At 72.3% G+C, this 20,767-nt stretch carries 21 protein-coding genes and 1 pseudogene; 2 read left to right on the forward strand and 20 right to left on the reverse strand.

Annotated features, from left to right (window positions below; all coding sequences use genetic code 11):
• Positions 1-175 precede the first annotated feature (175 nt).
• The 7 genes from hisF to hisD are packed head-to-tail and all read right to left on the reverse strand — an operon-like array spanning position 176 to position 5,711.
• A complete protein-coding gene (gene hisF / locus H5V45_RS03185) occupies positions 176-937 on the reverse strand; it encodes an imidazole glycerol phosphate synthase subunit HisF (protein ID WP_185251607.1) in 762 nt (253 codons plus the stop codon).
• Entirely contained in the window at positions 934-1,671 is a 738-nt protein-coding gene (priA, locus tag H5V45_RS03190) for a bifunctional 1-(5-phosphoribosyl)-5-((5-phosphoribosylamino)methylideneamino)imidazole-4-carboxamide isomerase/phosphoribosylanthranilate isomerase PriA (RefSeq protein WP_185251608.1), read from the reverse strand. The genes hisF and priA overlap by 4 nt, the downstream gene beginning before the upstream one ends.
• Positions 1,672-1,714: 43 nt before the next feature.
• The gene (locus H5V45_RS03195; protein WP_185251609.1) at positions 1,715-2,041 is read right to left on the reverse strand and encodes a hypothetical protein; all 327 of its coding nucleotides are present in this window, start codon (positions 2,039-2,041) and stop codon (positions 1,715-1,717) included.
• 19 nt (positions 2,042-2,060) lie between these two features.
• Entirely contained in the window at positions 2,061-2,693 is a 633-nt protein-coding gene (hisH, locus tag H5V45_RS03200; protein ID WP_185254434.1) for an imidazole glycerol phosphate synthase subunit HisH, read from the reverse strand.
• Positions 2,690-3,298 (reverse strand): imidazoleglycerol-phosphate dehydratase HisB, encoded by a 609-nt coding sequence (gene hisB / locus H5V45_RS03205; RefSeq protein ID WP_185251610.1) that lies wholly within the window; start codon positions 3,296-3,298, stop codon positions 2,690-2,692. The genes hisH and hisB overlap by 4 nt, the downstream gene beginning before the upstream one ends.
• Positions 3,295-4,392, reverse strand: coding sequence for a histidinol-phosphate transaminase (locus H5V45_RS03210; protein WP_185251611.1), 1,098 nt, complete (start codon positions 4,390-4,392; stop codon positions 3,295-3,297). The genes hisB and H5V45_RS03210 overlap by 4 nt, the downstream gene beginning before the upstream one ends.
• 8 nt (positions 4,393-4,400) lie before the next feature.
• A complete protein-coding gene (hisD, locus tag H5V45_RS03215) occupies positions 4,401-5,711 on the reverse strand; it encodes a histidinol dehydrogenase (protein WP_185251612.1) in 1,311 nt (436 codons plus the stop codon).
• Between the two features lie 90 nt (positions 5,712-5,801).
• On the opposite strand from hisD, the gene H5V45_RS03220 reads away from it, so the two are divergent.
• Together H5V45_RS03220 and ybaK are read left to right on the forward strand one after the other, a co-directional pair.
• Positions 5,802-6,467, forward strand: coding sequence for an LON peptidase substrate-binding domain-containing protein (locus H5V45_RS03220; RefSeq protein WP_185251613.1), 666 nt, complete (start codon positions 5,802-5,804; stop codon positions 6,465-6,467).
• 10 nt (positions 6,468-6,477) lie between these two features.
• Complete coding sequence (gene ybaK / locus H5V45_RS03225) at positions 6,478-6,963, forward strand: Cys-tRNA(Pro) deacylase (RefSeq protein ID WP_185251614.1); 486 nt, start codon at positions 6,478-6,480, stop codon at positions 6,961-6,963.
• 4 nt (positions 6,964-6,967) lie between these two features.
• Here the strand turns inward: ybaK and H5V45_RS03230 are convergent, their stop codons facing one another.
• From H5V45_RS03230 to ftsZ, 13 genes and pseudogenes are all read right to left on the reverse strand, one after another.
• On the reverse strand, positions 6,968-8,737 hold the full coding sequence (locus tag H5V45_RS03230) for a DUF3352 domain-containing protein (RefSeq protein WP_185251615.1): 1,770 nt from the start codon (positions 8,735-8,737) through the stop codon (positions 6,968-6,970).
• 94 nt (positions 8,738-8,831) lie between these two features.
• Complete coding sequence (locus H5V45_RS03235) at positions 8,832-9,347, reverse strand: hypothetical protein (RefSeq protein ID WP_185251616.1); 516 nt, start codon at positions 9,345-9,347, stop codon at positions 8,832-8,834.
• Positions 9,332-12,874 (reverse strand): DNA polymerase III subunit alpha, encoded by a 3,543-nt coding sequence (dnaE, locus tag H5V45_RS03240; protein WP_185254435.1) that lies wholly within the window; start codon positions 12,872-12,874, stop codon positions 9,332-9,334. Before dnaE ends, H5V45_RS03235 begins: the two co-directional genes overlap by 16 nt.
• 162 nt (positions 12,875-13,036) lie before the next feature.
• Entirely contained in the window at positions 13,037-13,738 is a 702-nt protein-coding gene (locus H5V45_RS03245) for a GNAT family N-acetyltransferase (protein WP_185251617.1), read from the reverse strand.
• A complete protein-coding gene (locus H5V45_RS03250) occupies positions 13,738-14,604 on the reverse strand; it encodes an RluA family pseudouridine synthase (protein ID WP_246416024.1) in 867 nt (288 codons plus the stop codon). The genes H5V45_RS03245 and H5V45_RS03250 overlap by 1 nt, the downstream gene beginning before the upstream one ends.
• 65 nt (positions 14,605-14,669) lie before the next feature.
• Positions 14,670-15,203, reverse strand: a complete 534-nt coding sequence (gene lspA / locus H5V45_RS03255) for a signal peptidase II (RefSeq protein WP_246415846.1) — start codon at positions 15,201-15,203, stop codon at positions 14,670-14,672.
• A gap of 62 nt (positions 15,204-15,265) precedes the next feature.
• Positions 15,266-16,120: a TraR/DksA family transcriptional regulator gene (locus tag H5V45_RS03260; RefSeq protein ID WP_185251619.1), complete on the reverse strand. Its 855-nt coding sequence runs from the start codon at positions 16,118-16,120 to the stop codon at positions 15,266-15,268.
• Between the two features lie 168 nt (positions 16,121-16,288).
• Positions 16,289-17,059, reverse strand: a complete 771-nt coding sequence (locus tag H5V45_RS03265) for a DivIVA domain-containing protein (protein ID WP_185251620.1) — start codon at positions 17,057-17,059, stop codon at positions 16,289-16,291.
• A gap of 82 nt (positions 17,060-17,141) precedes the next feature.
• Positions 17,142-17,438: a YggT family protein gene (locus tag H5V45_RS03270; protein WP_185251621.1), complete on the reverse strand. Its 297-nt coding sequence runs from the start codon at positions 17,436-17,438 to the stop codon at positions 17,142-17,144.
• An 11-nt stretch (positions 17,439-17,449) separates the two neighbouring features.
• Complete coding sequence (locus tag H5V45_RS03275) at positions 17,450-17,947, reverse strand: cell division protein SepF (RefSeq protein WP_185251622.1); 498 nt, start codon at positions 17,945-17,947, stop codon at positions 17,450-17,452.
• Positions 17,948-18,007: 60 nt separating this feature from the next.
• The gene (locus H5V45_RS03280; RefSeq protein WP_185251623.1) at positions 18,008-18,706 is read right to left on the reverse strand and encodes a YggS family pyridoxal phosphate-dependent enzyme; all 699 of its coding nucleotides are present in this window, start codon (positions 18,704-18,706) and stop codon (positions 18,008-18,010) included.
• Positions 18,703-19,389 (reverse strand): laccase domain-containing protein, encoded by a 687-nt coding sequence (locus H5V45_RS03285; RefSeq protein WP_185251624.1) that lies wholly within the window; start codon positions 19,387-19,389, stop codon positions 18,703-18,705. Before H5V45_RS03285 ends, H5V45_RS03280 begins: the two co-directional genes overlap by 4 nt.
• A gap of 279 nt (positions 19,390-19,668) precedes the next feature.
• A pseudogene (gene ftsZ, locus H5V45_RS03290) lies at positions 19,669-20,614 on the reverse strand (cell division protein FtsZ); the annotation flags it as partial.
• Positions 20,615-20,767 lie beyond the last annotated feature (153 nt).

The following is a 20,767-nucleotide window of genomic DNA, read 5'->3' on the forward strand; positions in this document are numbered from 1 at the left end:
GTTTCGAGACAGGCGCTAGCGCGCCTTCCTCAACCACCGAAGGCAGCGCCCTCCTCAACCACCGGAGGCGGCGCCTTCCTCAACCACCGGGAGGCACCTCAACCTCCTCAACCACCGCAGGAGGTGGTTTCGAGACAGGCGCTAGCGCGCCTTCCTCAACCACCGCGAGGAAGCCTCAGCGGACGGGGTGCCCCGCGGAGGCTAGCGACGACTTCACGTCGGCGATGCGGAGCGTGCCGAAGTGGAAGACGGTGGCGGCGAGGACGGCGTCGGCGCCGGCGTCGACGGCGGGCGGGAAGTGCTCGACGCGGCCGGCGCCGCCGGAGGCGATGACGGGGATGCTGACCTCGCGGCGTACGGCGCGGATCAGGTCGAGGTCGAAGCCGTCCTGGGTGCCGTCGGCGTCCATGGCGTTGAGGAGGATCTCGCCGGCGCCGAGCTCGGCGGCGCGGGCGGCCCACTCGAGGGCGTCCAGGCCGGCGGACTTGCGGCCACCGTGGGTGGTGACCTCGAAGCCGGAGTCGGTCCCGGGGGCGCGGCGGGCGTCGACGGAGAGCACGAGCACCTGGTTGCCGAAGCGGTCGGCGATCTCGGCGACGAGCTCGGGGCGGTTGATGGCGGCGGTGTTGACGGCGACCTTGTCGGCCCCGGCGCGGAGCAGCCGGTCGACGTCCTCCACCGAGGACACTCCCCCGCCGACGGTCAGCGGGATGAAGACCTCCTCGGCGGTGCGCGAGACGATCTCCATCGTGGTCGCGCGGCCCTCGAACGACGCGGAGATGTCGAGGAAGGTCAGTTCGTCGGCGCCCTCGGCGTCGTACAGCCGGGCCAGCTCCACGGGGTCGCCCGCGTCACGCAGCTCCTGGAAGTTGATGCCCTTGACGACGCGGCCGGCGTCGACGTCGAGGCACGGGATGACGCGTACGGCGAGGCTCACGGCGCGCCCGGGAGCGTGAGGGCCAGCGCGTCCTCGAGGGTGAAGCGGCCCTCGTAGAGCGCGGTGCCGATGATCGCGCCCTCGACCCCGTCGCCGACCAGGCCCTGCAGCGCCTCGAGGTCGGACAGCTCGGTGATGCCGCCGGAGGCGACCACGGGACGCGAGGTGGCGGCGCAGACGTCGCGCAGCAGCTGGAGGTTCGGGCCCTGGAGCATGCCGTCCTTGTTGACGTCGGTGACGACGTACCGCGCGCAGCCCTCCGCGTCGAGGCGGGCGAGGACGTCGTAGAGGTCACCGCCGTCGCGGGTCCAGCCCCGTGCCGCGAGGGTGCGGCCGCGGACGTCGAGGCCGACGGCGACGCGGTCGCCGTACTCCGCGATCGCGGCGGCGCACCACTCCGGCTGCTCCAGCGCGGCGGTGCCGATGTTGACGCGTCGGCAGCCGGTGGCCATCGCGGCAGCGAGCGACTCGTCGTCGCGGATGCCACCGGACATCTCGACCTGGATGTCGAGGGTGCCGACGATCTTCGCCTGCAGCTCGCGGTTGTGCCCGCGGCCGAAGGCGGCGTCGAGGTCGACGAGGTGCAGCCACTCGGCCCCCGCCTCCTGCCAGCGCAGGGCCGCCTCGATCGGGTCGCCGAAGCGCTTCTCGGAGCCGGCGACGCCCTGGACCAGCTGGACGGCCTGGCCCCCGGCGATGTCGACGGCGGGCAGCAGCTCGAGGTAGGCGCTCATGCGGAAATCCTAGGTTCGGGGGTGGGGTACGGCGGGGGCGGTCTCAGCGTCGCCGGAACAGCATCGTGTGCAGCACGGGAGCGGCGAGCAGGCTGACCATCGCGAAGACGGCCCGCACCTCCCACTCGGGGCTGACGATCCAGACCAGCAGGTTGAGCAGGAGCAGCAGGCAGACCGTGATCGTGAGGTTGCGGCGGCGCCGGGCGGCCAGCAGCCCGGGCTGGACGCGCGGCAGCGGCAGCCAGCCGACCAGGCGACGGCGCCTCGCCTCGGCGCGCTGGCGGCGCTCCTCCTCCTGGGCGCGGGCGGCGGCGCGGATGGCGTTCTCGCGCTCCCGCTCGGCACGCCGGGTGGCGCGCTCCTTGCTCATCGGGCCGTCACGAGGGTGCTCACAGCGACCGCACCCAGTTGCGCAGGAGGGCGGCCCCGGCGTCGCCGGACTTCTCGGGGTGGAACTGGGTGGCGGTGAGCGGGCCGTTCTCGACGGCCGCGACGAAGCGGTCGCCGCCGTGCTCGGCCCAGGTCACCAGCGGCGGCCGGGTGCGGCCGTTCGTCTCGAGGACCCAGTCACGGACGGCGTACGAGTGCACGAAGTAGAACCGCTCGTCCTCGAGGCCCTCGAAGAGACGCGTGCCGGTGGGGGCCTCGACGGTGTTCCACCCCATGTGGGGTACGACGGGTGCCTGCAGGCGCTCGACGACGCCGGGCCACTCGTCGCAGCCCGCGGTCTCGACGCCGTGCTCGACGCCGCGCTCGAAGAGGATCTGCATGCCGACGCAGATGCCCAGCACCGGCCGACCGCCCGCGAGACGCCGCCCGATCAGCCGCTCGCCACGGATCGCGCGCAGGCCGGCCATGCAGGCGGCGTACGCCCCGACGCCGGGGACCAGCAGCCCGTCGGCGGCCAGGCACTCCTCGAAGTCGGACGTGAGGCTCACCGAGGCGCCGGCGCGCTCGACGGCCCGCACGGCCGAGCGGAGGTTGCCCGAGCCGTAGTCGAGGACGGCGACCGTGGCGCTCAGAGCGCACCCTTGGTCGAGGGGATGCCGGTCTCGCGCGGGTCGATCGCGACGGCGTCGCGGAAGGCCCGGGCGAACGCCTTGAACTGCGTCTCGACGATGTGGTGCGGCTCGCGGCCGGCCAGCACCCGCACGTGCAGCGCGAAGTGGCCGTGGAAGGCCAGCGTCTCGAAGACGTGCCGGGTCAGCGAGCCGAGGTAGCCGTTGGTGGAGCCGCCGAGCACGACGTACTGCTGCCCCTCGGGCTCGCCGGTGTGCACGCAGTACGGCCGGCCGGAGACGTCGACGACGGCCTGGACGAGCGCCTCGTCGAGCGGCACGGTGGCGTCGCCGAAGCGGCGGATGCCGACCTTGTCGCCCAGCGCCTGTCGCAGCGCCTGGCCGAGCGCGATCGCGGTGTCCTCGACGGTGTGGTGCGCGTCGATGTGGAGGTCGCCCTCGGTCTGCACGGTCAGGTCGACCAGCGCGTGCCGGGCGAACGCCGTGAGCATGTGGTCGTAGAACCCCACGCCCGTCGAGATGTCGTGGCGGCCCGTGCCGTCGAGGTCGACCTCGACGAGCACCTTGGACTCGCTCGTCTGCCGCTCGATGCGTGCTGTCCGACTCATCTGCCTGCCTCTTCCATGACCTCGACCAGTGCCTGCTTGAACGCCGTCATCTCCTCCGCGGTGCCGATCGACACCCGGAGCCACCCCTCGGGGCCGACCTCGCGGATCAGCACGCCCCGCGCGAGCAGCCCCTGCCAGACAGCATGACGGTCCGGGAAGGTTCCGAACAACGCGAAGTTGGCGTCGCTGTCCGCGACGGTGTGCCCGCGCTCGCGGAGCCACGCGACCGTCGCGTCGCGCTCGGCGCGCAGGTCGTCGACCCGGCCGAGCAGCTCGGGGGCGTGCCGCAGCGCCGCCAGCGCGACCGCCTGGGTGACGGCGGAGAGGTGGTAGGGCAGCCGAACGACGCGGATCGCGTCGCAGATCTCGGGCGACGCGGCGAGGTAGCCCAGCCGGGCGCCGGCCAGCGCGAACGCCTTGCTCATCGTCCGGCTCACCACGAGGTTGCGGTGCTGCGGGAGCAGCTCGAGCGCGCTGGGGGTGCCGGTGCGGCGGAACTCGCCGTACGCCTCGTCGACCACGAGCACGCCCTCGTCGCCGACCGCCTCGCACAGGGCGCTGACCGCCTCGGGCGGCAGCGCGGTGCCGGTCGGGTTGTTCGGCGACGGCAGCAGCACCACGCTCGGGCGCCGCTCCTCGACCAGCGCCCGCGCGGCGTCGAGGTCCAGCGAGAAGTCGTCCTCGCGCCGGCCCTGCACCCAGTCGGTCATCGTGTCGCGGGCGTACTCGGGATACATGGAGTACGTCGGCGCGAAGCTGAGCGCGCAGCGACCCGGGCCCCCGAAGGCCTGCAGCAGCTGCAGCATGACCTCGTTGGAGCCGTTCGCCGCCCACACCTGCGCGGGCGAGATGCCGTGCGGGGTGTCGCGGGAGAGGTACGCCGCCAGCGCGGACCTCAGCTCGGTGAACTCGCGGTCCGGGTAGCGGTTGAGCACGCCGGCCGCCTCGGCGACCGCGGTCGCGATGTCCGCGACGACGGCCGGCGAGGGACCGTAGGGGTTCTCGTTGACGTTGAGCTGGACGGGCACGTCGAGCTGCGGGGCGCCGTAAGGCTGCAGGCCGCGCAGCTCCTCGCGCAGAGGAGGGAAGTCCATGCCGCGCCCTAGGAGTCGAACCGGACGCGGATCGCGGCGCCGTGACCGGGCAGGTCCTCGGCCTCGGCGAGCGTGACGACGTGGTCGGCGACCTCGGCGAGGCCCTCGCGGGAGTAGTCGATGACGTGCACCGACTTGGTGAACGCGCGCACCGACAGCCCCGACGAGTGGCAGGCGCAGCCGGCCGAGGGCAGGACGTGGTTCGAGCCCGCGCAGTAGTCCCCGAGCGAGACCGGCGCGTGCGGGCCGACGAAGACCGCCCCGGCGTTGCGCACCCGGGCGGCCCAGGCTGCGGCGTCCTCGGTGTGGATCTCGAGGTGCTCGGCGGCGTAGGCGTTGACGACGTCGAGGCCCTGCTCGAGGTCGTCGACCAGGACGATGCCGGACTGCTGGCCGCCGAGCGAGGTGCGGATCCGCTCGGTGTGCCTGGTCGCGAAGACCTGCTTGTCGAGCTCGACGTCGACCGCGGCGGCGAGCTCCTCCGAGGTCGTGACCAGGACCGAGGCGGCCAGCGGGTCGTGCTCGGCCTGGCTGATCAGGTCGGCGGCGACGTACGCCGGGTCGGCGGTGTCGTCCGCGAGGATCGCGATCTCCGTCGGGCCGGCCTCGGAGTCGATGCCGACCTGGCCCTTGAGCAGGCGCTTGGCGGTCACGACGTAGATGTTGCCCGGCCCGGTGACCAGGTCGACGCGGCGGCACGGGCCGACGCCGTAGGCGAACATCGCGATCGCCTGGGCGCCACCGACGGCGTACACCTCGTCGATGCCGAGCAGCGCGCACGCCGCGAGGATCGTCGGGTGCGGCAGGCCCCCGAAGTCCCTCTGCGGGGGTGACGCGAGCGCGATCGAGCGCACGCCGGCCGTCTGCGCCGGGACGACGTTCATCAGCACGCTGGAGACCAGCGGCGCGAGGCCGCCGGGCACGTAGAGGCCGACCCGGTCGACCGGCACCTTGCGGTGGGTCACCCGGGCGCCGGGGCCGAGGTCGGTGACGACGTCGTGCTCCAGCTCGGCCGCGCAGGTGGCGCGCAGCCGACGGATCGACTCCTCCAGCCCGGCCAGGATGTCGGGGTCGAGCTGCTCGAGCGCCTGCCGGATCGTCTCCGGAGCCACCCGGATGTCGTCGACGACGCAGCCGTCGAAGCGCTCGGAGAAGTCGCGGATCGCGTCGAGCCCGCGGGTGCGGACCTCCTCGCAGATCGCATGCACCGCCGGGACCGCCGCCTCGACGTCGAAGTCGGCACGCGGCACGGCTTCGCGGTAGTCGACGGGCGCAGCGGGGTCACCGGCTGCGCCACGGAGGTCGATGCGGCGGATCATGGGCCGATTCTACGAGGCGGGCTCCCCCACCGACGACTCGCGATGCGGGCTGGGACGACCCGCGCTGCACGGACGGCTACTGTCAGCCGTGTGAGCGACGCCCTGCCGATGTTCCCGCTGAACGCGGTGCTGTTCCCCGGCGTGAGCGTGCCGCTGACGGTCTTCGAGGACCGCTACCGCGCGCTGGTCCACCATCTGCTCCGGGTGAGCAACCCCGAGGAGCGGGTGTTCGGCTCGGTGGGCATCCGCGAGGGCTACGAGGTGGGCGACCACGGCGCGCAGTCGCTGTTCCGGGTCGGGTGCCGGGTCCAGCTCACCGAGGTCGAGTCGCACCCGGACGGCACCTTCGACATCGTGGCGGTGGGCCTGGAGCGGATCGAGCTCGAGCGCCTCGAGACGACCGGCACCTTCCCGGTCGGGCACGTGGTCGACCGGCCCGAGGCACCGGCGTACGTCCCGGACGAGGTGCTGGACGCGGCGCGCGCCACCTTCACGGCGTACCGCATGGCGCTGACCGACATCCGCAGCGACCCCTACACCGGCAGCCTGCCCAAGGACCCGACCTACCTCTCGTGGACGCTGGCCGCGGTGGCACCGCTCCCCCTGCAGGAGCGGCAGGCGCTGCTCGAGGCCGAGGACGCGACGACCCGCCTCACGATGGTCACCGACCTGCTCCGCTCCGAGCTCCGCGCGATGAACGTCATCCCGTCGCTGCCCGCGACCGAGGTGGCCCGGACCCGCTGGTCCCCCAACTAGCGCACGCGCGATGGCGAAGAAGTCGGGTGGGGGTACGCCGGCCACGGTCGCGCTGACCAAGGCCGGGATCGCCTTCACCCTGCACGCCTACGAGCACGACCCCCGCGCCGCGTCGTTCGGCCTCGAGGCGGCCGAGGCGCTCGGCGTCGCCCCCGAGCGGGTGCTCAAGACCCTCCTGGCCTCGCTCGACGGCCGGCTCGTCGTCGGCATCGTCCCGGTCACCGGCCAGCTGGACCTCAAGGCCCTGGCTCGCGCGCTCGGCGGCTCGAAGGCGGTGATGGCCGACCAGGCGGCCGCCGAGCGGGCCACGGGGTACGTCGTCGGCGGCATCTCGCCGCTCGGCCAGAAGCGCCCGCACCCGACCGTGGTCGACAGCAGCGCCCTCGACCACCCGACGGTCTACGTGTCGGGTGGTCGACGCGGCCTGGACCTGGAGATCGCCCCGGCCGACCTGGTCCGCGCCACCGGGGCGGTCACGGACCGGATCGGCCGGTAGCCGCTCAGTTCGTCGTGATCCGCACCAGGGCGTGGGCGGCGTCGTCCTCGAGCCACGAGCTGATGCCGAAGCCGGAGAGCGGCTCGAGGTTGTCGGCCACCTCCTGGTCGTCGCCGACCAGGTTGACCAGCCAGCCGTCCCCGGCGTCGAAGTTGACGAAGAGGATGGCGCTGGCCCGGTCGGCGTCCGGCACGACGTCCTGGAAGACCTCGGAGTCCCCGAGCCCGCCGTCCGCGAGGACCTTGGCGCGGTAGTCGGCGTTCGGGCCGATGGCCGCGACGTCACCGTCCGCGTCGAGGTCGAGCGTGCCCTGCTCGTCGGCGCCCAGCTGCGGCCGCACCTTGTCGAGGACGTCGTCGATGGCGGCCGGGTCACCCTTGACCTTCGCGGCGATCGGCAGCTCGGAGAGCCCGCTGCCGTTGGCGAACGCCTCGGGGTCGAAGTCGCTGCTGATCCCGACCGCGAACGACTCCCCCGCCAGGGTCTCGGCGTCGTCGGGCAGGTCGAGCCCCGACTGCTCCGAGAGCTGGGCGAGCAGCTCGTCGGCACTGGTCTCGCCCCCGGAGTAGGAGGCGACCTGGTCCAGCGCCTCGCCGAACCAGCCGTCCTGGAGCCCGACGCCCAGGGCCGCCGCGGTGTCCTCCGGCAGCGTGGCCAGGACGTCGTCGCCCTGGTCGCTGGCGTAGAGGCCGGTCTGCTGGAAGCCGGGGTCGCCGGCCACCTCGAGCTCGAGCGCGCCGTCGGCGAACCGGATGGTGGCTGCCGCGCCCTTGAAGTCCTTGAGCGCGTCGGTCACCTGGCTGGGCGCGGCGGTGGAGGAGCCGGTGTCGTCGCAGGCCGTCTCGCCGTCGGCCGAGGCCGCGCACGACGACATGGAGGAGGCGCCGGTGAGCATGCCCAAGCCACCGAGGTTCTCGGCGAGGAACGCGCCCGCCGCGGGGGCGGCGTACATGTTGACGATGCCGGCGTCGCCGACCTCGTCGGTCCACTTCCGGTAGTCCTCGTCGTCGGCGAGGGAGGCGTCGGCCGCGTCGTCGGCGACGCCCTGCGCGATCTCCTCGGTCTCGGCGACCACGGCCCAGTCACCCTCGATGGCCCAGCCGCCGGTACCGGTGCCCGCGGAGTCCGAGGAACCGCCCACGCTGTCGTCGCCGCCGCCGGCGCAGGCCTGGATCTTCTTCAGGCCGGCGTCGGCCTGGTCGGCGTCCTTGACCTGCACCACGAAGACGGGGACCGGCTGCTCCTGGCCGGTGTCGACGGCGGCGACCGCCGCGCGGTCGCCCAGCCACGGCTCGATGTCGTCGGCGTAGTCGAGGTCGGGGCAGGCGTCGCCCTCCTGCACCTGCTCGAAGATCTTCTCGCGGAGGTCGTCCTCGGTGTCGAGGCCGATCTGGTCCTTGAACGCGGGGAACTTGCGCAGCGTCCGGATCGCCTCGATCTTCTGCCCGCCGCTGGGGTCCAGGTCGACGCTGACGTAGCCCAGGGTCGTGTCGGGCAGCGCCTCGGCGGGCTGTGGCCCGGAGCCGAAGAAGGAGGTCGCGGCCCAGATGCCGCCGCCGACCAGCGCCAGCCCCACGAGCGCGCCACCACCGATCAGGGCCTTGCGGCCACCGCCGCCGGTGCGGGGCTCGGCGCCCGGCTGCCAGGGGGCGCCACCACCCTGGGTGAGGTACTCGGGCTGGCCCGGGCCGGTGGGCGGCGGGCCGGTGGGACCGGGACCGACGGGCCCGGAGCCCGTGGGTCCGGAGCCGGTGGGCGGCGTGGTGCTGGACATGTGCGGACCCCCTGGTGTGCCGGTGGGGACCCGTCGCCCCACCGAAGTGCAGGCGCTGAGCCTACCCATCCGGAGGCCTCGGGAACCTCCTGGTTCAGTCCTGGGAGTGGCGCTTCGCGAGCCCGAAGAAGACGACGACCAGACCGACGAGGGCACCCGACGGGAACGCCGCGAACGGGCTCCGCCCGGTCACGGCGAGCTGGCCCGGCAGCACGGTGCCGTCCTTGGCGGTGGCCGCCAGCGCCTGGGGGTCGCCGGGCCCGAGCGCGACGCCGACCCGGAGCATCAGCCACGCGGCCAGCACCGAGCCCCCGATCACGCAGGCCAGCGTCACCAGCTCGGACCGGTCGAGCAGCACCGCGACGGCCGCGCCGACCAGGAGCCCGGCCACCACGGCGACCAGGACGTAGACGCCGGTGCCGGAGAACGCGTCGCGCAGCCCCTGCTCGTCCTGGAGCCAGCGGTGCTTGACGACCGTGCCGCTCGGCGGCGTCCAGAGCTTCTCCCACACCACGCCGGCGAGGGCCCCGGTCACGGCGAAGGCGACGAGGGCCAGGACCGCCTGGCGCACGAGCGGGAGCACGCCCCCGCGGGTCAGCTGGTCAGACATCCGGGCCCGAGCAGCTGCTTGAGGTCGGCGAAGAGCGCCGGGCTGGGTGTGACGCGCAGCCGGTCGTCGAGCTTCATCACGGTCGTGGCGTGCCGGGTCAGCAGCCGCAGCTGGACCTCGGTCATGCCGGGGTGGGTGCCCAGCACGTCGCGCAGCTGCTCGACGACCGGGCCGGTGCACCGCGTCGACGGCAGGCTGATCACGACCGGCCCGGACGGGCCCTCCGACAGGTCGGGGACCGAGACCTCCTGGCCGTGGATCTCGGGCTGGTCCTTGCTCTTGGAGAGCCGGCCCTTGACGGTGAGGATCGCGTCCTCGACCAGGTGGGTGCTGGCCAGCTGGTAGGAGCTGGGGAAGAGCAGCACGTCGATCGCGCCGTCGAGGTCCTCGAGCGTGATCATCGCCCAGGCGTCGCCGCGCTTGGTGATCTTGCGCTGCACCGAGGTGACCAGCCCGCTGATCGTGATCGGCGAGCCGTCCGAGCGCTCCTCGTCCAGCATCAGCTGGCCGATGGTGCAGTCGGTGCCGTTGGAGAGCACGTGCTCGAGGCCCAGCAGCGGGTGGTCGGAGACGTAGAGCCCGAGCATGTCGCGCTCGTGGCCCAGGAGGGTCATCTTGTCCCACTCGTCGATCTCGGGGATCGTCACCGAGATGCCGAAGCCGCCACCGGCGTCGTCGTCGAGGCCGCCGAAGAGGGAGTCCTGCCCGATCGCCTCGTTGCGCTTGATGTCGATGTACTGGTCGACGGCGCTCTCGTGGATCGCGACCAGCGCGCGCCGCTTGTGCTTCATGTCGTCGAACGCACCGGCCTTCACCAGCGACTCGATGACCCGCTTGTTGCAGACGACCGGCGGGACCTTCTCCATGAAGTCGTTGAAGTCTAGGTAGCGGCCCTTCTCGGCCCGCGCCGCCACGATCCCGTCGACGACGTTGCCGCCGACGTTGCGGATGGCGGTGAGCCCGAAGCGGACGTCGTTGCCGACCGGGGTGAAGTTGGACGACGACTCGTTGACGTCGGGCGGGAGCACCTGGATCTTCATCCGGCGGCACTCGTTGAGGTAGATCGCCGACTTGTCCTTGTCGTCCTTGGTCGAGGTGAGGAGGGCGGCCATGTACTCGGCGGGGTAGTTCGCCTTGAGGTAGGCCGTCCAGTAGGAGACCAGGCCGTACGCCGCGGAGTGGGCCTTGTTGAAGGCGTAGTCGGAGAACGGGAGCAGGGTGTCCCACAGCGCCTTGATCGCGCCGGCGGAGTAGCCGCGCTCGGACATCCCCGCGGAGAAGCCGGCGAACTGCTTGTCCAGCTCCTCCTTCTTCTTCTTGCCCATCGCGCGCCGCAGGATGTCCGCCTGGCCCAGCGTGTAGCCGGCGAGCTTCTGGGCGATCGCCATCACCTGCTCCTGGTAGACGATCAGCCCGTAGGTCTCGCCGAGCACGTCCTCGAGGGCCTCGGCCAGCTCCGGGTGCAGCGCCTCCACCGGCTCGCGGCCGGTCTTGCGGCGGGCGTACTTGTTGTGGGAGTCGGCGCCCATCGGGCCGGGGCGGTAGAGCGCGCCCACGGCGGAGATGTCCTCGAAGGTGTCGGGCCGCATCGAGCGCAGCAGCGCCCGCATCGGGCCGCCGTCGAGCTGGAAGACGCCGAGCGTGTCGCCGCGCTGGAGCAGCTTGTACGTCGCCTCGTCGGTGAGCGGGAGGTCCTCGAGGACGACGTCCTCGCCGCGGTTGGCCTTGATGTTCTTGACCGCGTCGTCGAGGACCGTGAGGTTGCGCAGCCCCAGGAAGTCCATCTTGATCAGCCCGAGGGCCTCGCAGGTCGGGTAGTCGAACTGCGTGATCATCACGCCGTCGGCCGGGCGCTTGAGCATCGGGATGATGTCGAGCAGCGGCTCGCTGGACATGATCACGCCGGCGGCGTGCACGCCCCACTGGCGCTTGAGCCCCTCGATGCCGATGGCGGTGTCGACGACGCGCTGGACGTCGTTGTCGCCGTCGTACAGCGCGCGGAACTCGCCGCCCTCGCCGAAGCGCTTGTGCGCCGGGTCGAAGATCTCCTTGAGCGGGACGTCCTTGCCCATCACCGAGGCCGGCATCGCCTTGGTGATCCGGTCCCCCATCGCGAAGGGGTAGCCGAGGATCCGCGAGGAGTCCTTGACCGCCTGCTTGGCCTTGATGGTGCCGTAGGTGACGATCATCGAGACCCGGTCGTCGCCGTACTTCTCGGTGACGTAGCGGATCACCTCGCCGCGACGGCGCTCGTCGAAGTCGATGTCGAAGTCGGGCATCGAGACGCGGTCGGGGTTGAGGAACCGCTCGAAGATCAGGCCGTGGACCAGCGGGTCCAGGTCGGTGATCCGCATCGCGTAGGCGACCATCGAGCCCGCACCGGAGCCGCGGCCCGGGCCGACCCGGATGCCGTTGTCCTTGGCCCAGTTGATGAAGTCGGCGACGACGAGGAAGTAGCCCGGGAAGCCCATCTGGGTGATGACGCCGACCTCGAAGTCGGCCTGCTTGCGGACGGCGTCGGGGATGCCGTTGGGGTAGCGGAAGCGCAGCCCCTTCTCGACCTCCTTGACCAGCCAGGAGTCCTCGTTCTCGCCGGGCGGGCAGGGGAAGCGCGGCATGAAGGTGCCGTTGCCCTCGGTGAACGAGACGTCGCAGCGCTCGGCGATCAGGAGGGTGTTGTCGCAGGCCTCGGGGTGGTCGCGCCACAGGTCGCGCATCTCGGCCGCGGACTTGAGGTAGTAGCCGTCGCCGTTGAACGCGAACCGCTGGCCGGGGCCGTCGCCGGCGGGGATGTCCATGGTGCTGCCGGAGTTGATGCAGAGCAGGTGCTCCTGCGACTTCGCGTCCGCCTGGTCGACGTAGTGGGAGTCGTTGGTCGCGAGCAGCGGGATCTGCAGGTCCTTCGCGAGCCGCAGCAGCCCGTCGCGCACCCGGGTCTCGATGTCGAGGCCGTGGTCCATCAGCTCGAGGAAGTAGTTCTCCCGGCCGAGGATGTCCTGGAAGTCGGACGCGACCTGGCGGGCGGCGTCGTACTGCCCGTGACGCAGGTGCACCTGCACCTCGCCGGAGGGGCAGCCGGTGGTGCCGATGATCCCGCGGCTGTGCTGCGCGAGCAGCTCGCGGTCCATGCGGGGGTGCTTGAAGAAGCCGTCGCGCCAGGCGCCCGTGGAGAGCCGGAAGAGGTTGTGCATCCCCTCGGTCGACTCCGACAGGAGCGTCATGTGGGTGTAGGCGCCGCGGTTCGAGACGTCGTCGGGACCGCCGCCGTAGAAGTTGACGCCCTTGCGCTCGAAGCGCGAGATGTTGGGGGCGAAGTACGCCTCGATGCCGATGATCGGCTTGACCCCGGCCTGCTTGGCCTTGCGGTAGAACTCGTAGGCCCCGAACACGTTGCCGTGGTCGGTCATCGCCACGGCCGGCATGCCGAGCTCCGCGGCCCGCTCCGTCAACGCCCCGAGCCGAGCCGCCCCGTCGAGCATGGAGTACTCGGTGTGCACGTGGAGGTGGACGAAGGAGTCGGTGGCCATGGTTCGCAGGTGCTCCAGGAGGTGGGTGCGGGCGTGCAGGGAACCGAGGACGCGTGCCACTGGCCCTGTCCTGCGTCGATCCTGGGGGAAGAACGCCAGCCTACGCGACCTCGTGGGACCACGGTGGCAGGGCGCACCGACAGTCCGGGCGGTCGGCGCGGATCAGCCGTCGGAGGCCGCGTCGAGGCTCTCGGTGACGATCGCGTCGACGATCCGGCCGAGCCGGTCGGCCCCGAGCGCGGGCGCCCGCACGGCCATCTGGACGGCGATCTCGCGCTCCCGCGCCGGGTCGCGCCAGGGGCCGCCCTTGAGCGGCTGCACGGCGCGGGTGAGCGCCGCACGACGCGCCAGCAGGTCGCCCAGCTGCTCGTCGACGTCGTCGATCAGCCCGCGCAGGAAGGTCAGCGGGTCGGCGCCCGGCCAGGCCATCCGGATGTCCGGCGCACGCTCCTCGTTGGCCGAGCCGTCGGTGCGCTCCAGGTCGACCAGGCCGCGGCGCTCGTAGAACCCCCGGGCCGGCGCGTTGCTCTCGAAGACCCACAGGCAGAAGCCGGCGGGCCGCAGCCCCTTGACCAGGTCGAGCAGGGCGCTGCCGATCCCGGCACCGGCCGCCTCGGGGGCGACGTACAGGTCGTCGAGCCAGTCGCCGTGCACGCGGGCGTAGCCGAGCGCCACGCCGTCGGCCTCGGCGACCCAGACGTCCTGGTCGGCCAGGTCCCACCCGGCGACCCAGGCGCGCACCTCGTCGTCGCCGTGCACGCCGGGCGGCATCGCCGGCACCGCCGCCGCCCGCGCCCGCAGGTGCAGGGCCGCGACGTCCGGCAGGTCGGCGGGACCGGCCGGGCGCAGCACCAGCTCGTCCATCAGTGCGACTCGCGGACGACCTCGAGGGCCGCGGCCAGGTCGTCGGGGTAGGTCGAGGAGTACTCGACCTGCTCGCCGGTCTCGGGGTGCTCGAAGCCGAGGCGTACGGCGTGCAGCCACTGCCGCTCGAGCCCGACCCGCTTCGCGAGCGTCGGGTCGGCGCCATAGGTCAGGTCGCCGACGCAGGGGTGCTTGAGCGCCGCCATGTGCACGCGGATCTGGTGCGTGCGGCCGGTCTCGAGGCGGACCTCCAGCAGGCTGGCGAAGCGGTGCGCCTCGAGCGTCTCGTAGTGCGTGACGCTGGCGCGACCGTCGGCCATCACGGCGAACTTGTAGTCGTACTTCGGGTGGCGGCCGATCGGGGCGTCCACCGTGCCCTCGTGCGGGTCCGGGTGGCCCTGCACCAGCGCGTGGTAGGTCTTGTCGACCGTCCGGTGCCGGAAGGCGTTCTTGAGCAGCGAGTAGGCCCGCTCGGACTTGCAGATCACCATCACTCCGGACGTGCCGACGTCGAGGCGCTGGACGATGCCCTGACGCTCGGAGGCGCCGCTGGTGGCGATCCGGAAGCCGGCCCCGACCAGGTGCCCCACGACGGTCGGCCCCGACCAGCCGGGCGAGGGGTGCACGGCCACGCCGACGGGCTTGTCGATCACGACGATGGAGTCGTCGTCGTGGATGATCTTGATGCCCTCGACGATCTCCGGGACGACGACGAGCGGGTCGACCAGCGTCGGGATCGTGACGTCGACGACGGCACCGGGCAGCACCCGGTCGCTCTTGCCGACACCGGAGCCGTCGACCTGGACGTGGCCCTCGGCGATGAGCTCGGCGGCCCGGGTGCGCGAGAGCCCGAACATCCGCGCCATGGCGGCGTCGACGCGCTCGCCCGCGAGGCCGTCCGGCACCGAGAGGACGCGGTGGTCGCCCGTGCTCACGACGCGCTCCCCTCGTCCGTGGTCGCGGTGGGCTCGTCGGTCGTCGCGGTCGCGCCGGCCTCGTCGTCGCGGTGCCGCGCGCCGTCGATCCGGACGCCCCGGAAGGCCTGCACGAGGATCAGCCCGGCCGCGACGTTGATGCACATGTCGGCGACGTTGAAGACCGGCCAGTTCGGGAGCATGAGGAAGTCGATGACGTGGCCGCGGAGCACGCCCGGCGTGCGGAACAGCCGGTCGGTCAGGTTGCCGGAGACGCCGGCGAGCAGGAGGCCGAGGGCCACCGCCCACAGCGGGCTGCCGACCCGGCGGCTGAGCCACAGCACGACGAAGACGGCGGCGATGGCGACGCAGGTGAGGGCGACGGTGTACTCGGTGCCGGTGCTGAACGCCGCCCCCGGGTTGCGGGTGAGGTGCAGGACCAGCAGGTCACCGACGACGGAGACGTCCGGGCGACCGGTGAGCCGGTCGACGGCGAGCAGCTTGGTGCCGACGTCGACGGCGTACGCCGTCAGGGCGACGACTGCGAACAACAGCCCCAGCCGGGCTCGGCGGGGGTGTCGTCGGGACGGGTGGGGACCGGTGTCGTCGCTGGTCAGCGACGTTCCTCGCGCTGCTTGCATGTCATGCACAGTGTGGCACGCGGGAAGGCCATGACCCGCATCTTCCCGATGGGGTTGCCACACGACTCGCACACGCCGTACGTGCCGTCGTCGATGCGCGCGAGGGCCCGCTCGATCTGGGCCAGCTTGTCGCGCTCGTTGCTCAGCACGGTCAGCTCGTGGTCGCGCTCGAAGCTGGTCGCGCCCATGTCCGCCTGGTCGTGACCGGCGCCGTCACCGGCGTCGCGCATCAGGCCGGAGAGCTCGGTCTCCTGCTTCGCAATGATCTCGCTGCTGTGCTCGCGCTGCTCCTGGAGCTCGTCGAGGACCTCCTTGAGCTCGGCCTTGGTCCAGGCGCCCTCGCCCTCCTTGACGACCAGGTTGGCGGGCGTCGTGGCCGCGGACTTGCGGGCCGGGGTGGCCTTCTTCACAGGTGCTGCCTTCTTCGTGGGGGTGGAGGGGGCGGGAGCGGTCTTCTTCGCGGCGGCCTTCGTGGCCGGGGCCTTCTTCGCCGGCGCCTTGGCGGCCGGGGCCGCCTTCGTGGCGGGGGCCTTCTTCGCGGGCGCCTTCGTGGCGGGAGGCTTGGTGGCGGCCGGAGCCGCCTTCTTCGCCGGGGCCTTCGTCGCCGGGGCCTTCTTCGCCGGGGCCTTCTTCGCGGGAGCCTTGGCGGCCGGGGCCGCCTTCTTCGCCGCGGCCTTCTTGGCGGGCGCCTTCTTCGCGGGTGCGGCCTTGGTCGTGGCGGCCTTCTTGGCCGGGGCCTCGTCGGCCGTGGCGGAGCGGCGGGAGATCACCTTGCGGGCGGCGGAGGCCGCCTGTCCGGCGAGCGACTTGCGTGTGCTGCGAGCCATGGAAACGGGCCTCCCTCGGACCGGACCACCCGTGGCGGCAGCCACAGTGTGGACGGAGGGTAGCCGCTCGGGACGAGCCTCTCAAAACCGCCGCACCGCAACGACAGCACCGCGGCCGGCCCCCGAGGGGACCGGCCGCGGTGCGGCGTCAGTGGTGGAGCGGAGCGATCAGCCCTCGTCCTCGCCGAGGATCGAGCGGAGCCGCTTGGGGGCGGGCTGCTCGTCACCGGCGGGGGCAGCGGTCTCGGAGGAGCCGTTGAGCGCCTCCAGCTGCTGGGAGAAGTAGCTCTTGAGGCGGGAGCGGTACTCGCGCTCGAACGAGCGGAGGTTCTCGACCTCGGCGCTCAGCTTGTCGCGCTCCTTCTCGAGGTCGCCGAACATCTGCTGGCGACGCTCGGCCGTCTCGGAGTCGAGCATCTGCGCACGGGTGCGCGCGTCGGCCTCGAGGCGGTCGGCCTTGGTCTTGGACTCGGTCTCGAGCCGCTCGGCCTTGGTGCGGGCCTCGCCCACGATCTTGTCGGCGTCGTTCTTGGCCTCGTCGACGAGCTCGTCGGCGTTGCGCGTGGCGATCTCGAGCAGGCGGGCCGCAGCGTTGGAGGCCTGCGGGACCGTCTCGACCTTGATCGTCTCGACGGGCGCGGCGGCGGCAGCCGGAGCCGCGACGGGGGCCGGAGCCGGCGTCGGGGTCGGCTCGGGAGCACGCTCCTCGACCTTCGGGGGCTCGGGCGCCTTCTCGGGCGTCGACACGGGCGCGCCACCCTGGGCGGCGGACAACTTCGACCGCAGGTCGTCGTTCTCCTTCGTGAGCCGCGCGAGCTCGGCCTCGACCTCGTCGAGGAACTGGTCGACCTCCCCCATGTCGTAGCCCTCACGGAGCCGGACAGGAGTAAAGCGCTTGTTGCTCACGTCCTCAGGCGTCAGCGGCATGACCTCACCCATTCATAGATCGTCAGAAGAACTGTCGGTCGAACAATAGCGCCTGCCCGGGGGCAGGGGTTACTCGCGTCGGGGGCCCGCAGACCTACGCGCGGAGCAGGTAGGCGTCGTTGAGCCCCAGCAGAACATAGGCCAGCACCATCACGATCAGGAAGCTCAGGTCGAGCACCACCTGCCCCAGGCGTAGCGGCGGGATGACCCGGCGCAGCGCCTTGATGGGCGGGTCCGTGAGGGAGTAGACGACCTCGAGGAGGACCAGCAGGGGGCCCGAGGGACTCCACGAGCGGGCGAACACCTGGACCCAGTCCACGACGAACCGGATCCACATCAGACCCAGGAAGACCCAGAGGAGTACGTGGAGGACCGTACCGACGGCATGCAACAGGAGGGGTCCTAGCTCTGGTTGAAGAAGCCGCCCTCGGCGATCCGCTGCTTGTCCTCGGCGGCGACCGTGACGTTGGGCGGGGAGAGCAGGAAGACCTTGTTGGTCACGCGCTCGATCGTGCCACGCGTGGCAAACACGAGGCCGGCCGCGAAGTCGACGAGGCGCTTGGCGTCGTTGTCGTCCATCTCGGAGAGGTTCATGATCACCGGGGTGCCGTCGCGGAAGTTCTCGCCGACCGTGCGCGCCTCGTTGTAGGTGCGCGGGTGCAGGGTCGTGATCTTGGACAATTCGGCTACCACTCCGGTGGGGCCCGGCGCCGGACGGCGGCGCTCGGACAGGTCGGACACGGGGGCGGGACGGGGCTCCCGCGACCTCGGCGCGCGGCCGGTCGGCGCCACGGCGGGCACGTCCTGGGTCTCGTCGTCGCCGTCGTACTCGTCGTCGTACCGGCCGGTGTCCTCGAGCAGGCCGAGGTACTCGCCGATCTTGCGCATCGAGCCGCTCATGACTGTTGTCCTCCGGTGCTGACGCACCCCTGGTGAGGGTGCTGATCTGGTGTGTTGACCCTACTTGACACGCGGCCTCGAACCGAGGATCGCGCTGCCGACACGCACGTGTGTCGCGCCGGCCCTGACAGCGTGCTCGAGGTCGCCGCTCATGCCCGCCGACAGCCAGGTGGCCGCCGGGTGCGCGGAGACGAACGAGCGGTGGAGCTCGGCGAGCCGCGCGAAGGCGGCGACGGGGTCGCCCCCCAGCGGCGCGACCGCCATCAGGCCGCGGAGCACGAGGTGCTCCGCCTCCGCGACGCGCCCGGCCAGCGCGGGCAGGTCGGCCGCGTCGGCGCCCGCCCTGCCCTCGGCACCCGGGGGGTCGAGGCTGACCTGGAGCAGCACGTCGAGGGGCTGCTCCCGCGCGCCGGCGCCCTTGGCGAGCGGCCCGACGAGCTTGGCCCGGTCGACCGACTCGACGACGTGGGAGTACGACGCCACGGCGGCGGCCTTGTTGCTCTGGAGCCCGCCGATGAAGTGCCAGGTGAGCGCTAGGTCGGCGCACGCGGCGGCCTTGGCCTCCGCCTCCTGGTGGCGGTTCTCCCCCACGTCGGTGACCCCGAGGTCGGCGAGCAGGCGCACGTCGGACTCGGGGAAGAACTTGGTGACCACGACGAGGCGCACCTCGTCGGGGTCGCGGCCCGCGTCGGCGCACGCGCCCGCGATCCGCTCGCGGACGGTGGCGAGGCCGGCGGCCAGCTGGTCGTGGCGGCTCATGACATCCACACGAGCCCGGCGAGCCGGCCGGCGGCCGCCCCGTCGCGCCGGTAGGAGTGCAGGTCGTCGCGCTCGAGCGTGCAGGCACGCAGCTCGGTCACCTCGACGCCCGCGGCCGCGAGCTGGGCGCGGACACCGGCCCCGAGGTCGAGCGCCGGGGTGCCCCAGGTCGTGACGGCGTACGTCGTCGGGACCGCGGCCGCCACCTCGGCGCGCAGCTCCTCGGGCACCTCGTAGCAGCCGCCGCACACGTGCGGGCCGACCCAGGCGGTGAGGGTGCCGGCGCCGGCGTCGCGCATCCGCTCGACCGTGCGGGTGACGATGTCGAGCGCCACCCCCTTGCGCCCCGCATGGACGGCGCCCAGGACGCCGGCGGCCGGGTCGGCCAGCAGCACGGGGACGCAGTCGGCGACCCGGATCATCAGCCCGACGCCGGGCGTCGTGGTGACGAGCGCGTCCGCGGTGGGGATGTCGCTGAGCGGCGGCGGGCCGGGCGCGTCGACGGTGCGGACCTCGGCGCCGTGCTCCTGGTCGAGCCGGGCGAAGCGGACGCCGCAGGCGTCCTCGACGCGCGGCAGCTCGGTCGCGAAGTGCGGCCCCAGCCCCTGCAGGTCGACGGAGGAATCGGTGAAGGCGACGTCCACGCGGACGTCGCCTTCCCGGGTGTCGCGGTAGTGGAACACGTGCCTACTTGAGGAAGTCGGGCACGTCGAGGTCGTCGTCGTCGAACTGGACCTGACGCGGCGCGGGCTTGGCCTGCTGCGGCGCCGGGGCGGCGTCGCGGCGCTCCTGCTGCACCGGGGTCGACGGCGGGACCGACGAGCGGAACGTGACGGCGCCGGCCGGCACCTTCTCCTCGCGGCGGGTGGCGACCTGGGCGGCAGCCGCGCGGGTCTCCTCCTGGGTCTGCTGCTGCTTGGGCTCGCGACGCAGGACGGTGCCCTCGTCGCGACGCTTCGGCATGCCGCCGTCGAAGCCGGCCGCGATGACGGTCACGCGGACCTCGTCGCCGAGGGCGTCGTCGATGGTCGCACCGAAGATGATGTTGGCCTCGGGGTGCGCGGCCTGCTGCACCAGCGCGGCGGCCTCGTTGATCTCGAAGAGGCCGAGGTCGGAGCCGCCGGCGATCGAGAGCAGGACGCCGTGGGCACCCTCGATGGAGGCCTCGAGCAGCGGGCTGGAGACCGCCATCTCGGCCGCGGCCATCGAGCGGTCCTCGCCACGGGCCGAGCCGATGCCCATGAGCGCGGAGCCGGCGTTGGCCATGACGGACTTGACGTCGGCGAAGTCGAGGTTGATCAGGCCGGGGGTGGTGATCAGGTCGGTGATGCCCGAGACACCCTGCAGCAGGACCTGGTCGGCCTGCTTGAAGGCGTCGAGGATCGAGACGTTGCGGTCGCTGATCGAGAGCAGCCGGTCGTTCGGGATCACGATGAGGGTGTCGACCTCGTCGCGCAGCTGCGAGATGCCCTCCTCGGCGGAGTTCGCGCGGCGGCGACCCTCGAAGGCGAACGGGCGGGTCACGACACCGATCGTCAGGGCGCCGAGGGAGCGGGCGATCCGGGCGACGACCGGGGCGCCACCGGTGCCGGTGCCACCACCCTCGCCGGCCGTCACGAAGACCATGTCGGCCCCCTTGATGACTTCCTCGATCTCGTCGGCGTGGTCCTCGGCGGCGCGTCCCCCGACCTCGGGGTTGGCGCCGGCACCGAGGCCGCGGGTGAGCTCGCGGCCGATGTCGAGCTTGACGTCGGCGTCGCTCATGAGGAGCGCCTGGGCGTCGGTGTTGATCGCGATGAACTCGACGCCCTTGAGCCCGACCTCGATCATCCGGTTGACGGCGTTGACACCACCACCACCGATGCCCACGACCTTGATGATGGCCAGGTAGTTCTGTGCTGCTGCCACGGCGGATTCGCCTCTCGCTGATCGTGTCCGAGGTCTCGGACTGCTGTTGGGGTGACCGCCGGTCGGCGGTCGGGTTGTCGAGCTGGTGATTCGGGTGGAGCTGGAGGTCGGGGAAGGACGAGAGCCGGAAACTGTAACCCTGAACCTGAGGGT

The organism is Nocardioides luti, from assembly GCF_014212315.1.
Classification (GTDB): Bacteria; Actinomycetota; Actinomycetes; order Propionibacteriales; family Nocardioidaceae; genus Nocardioides; species Nocardioides luti.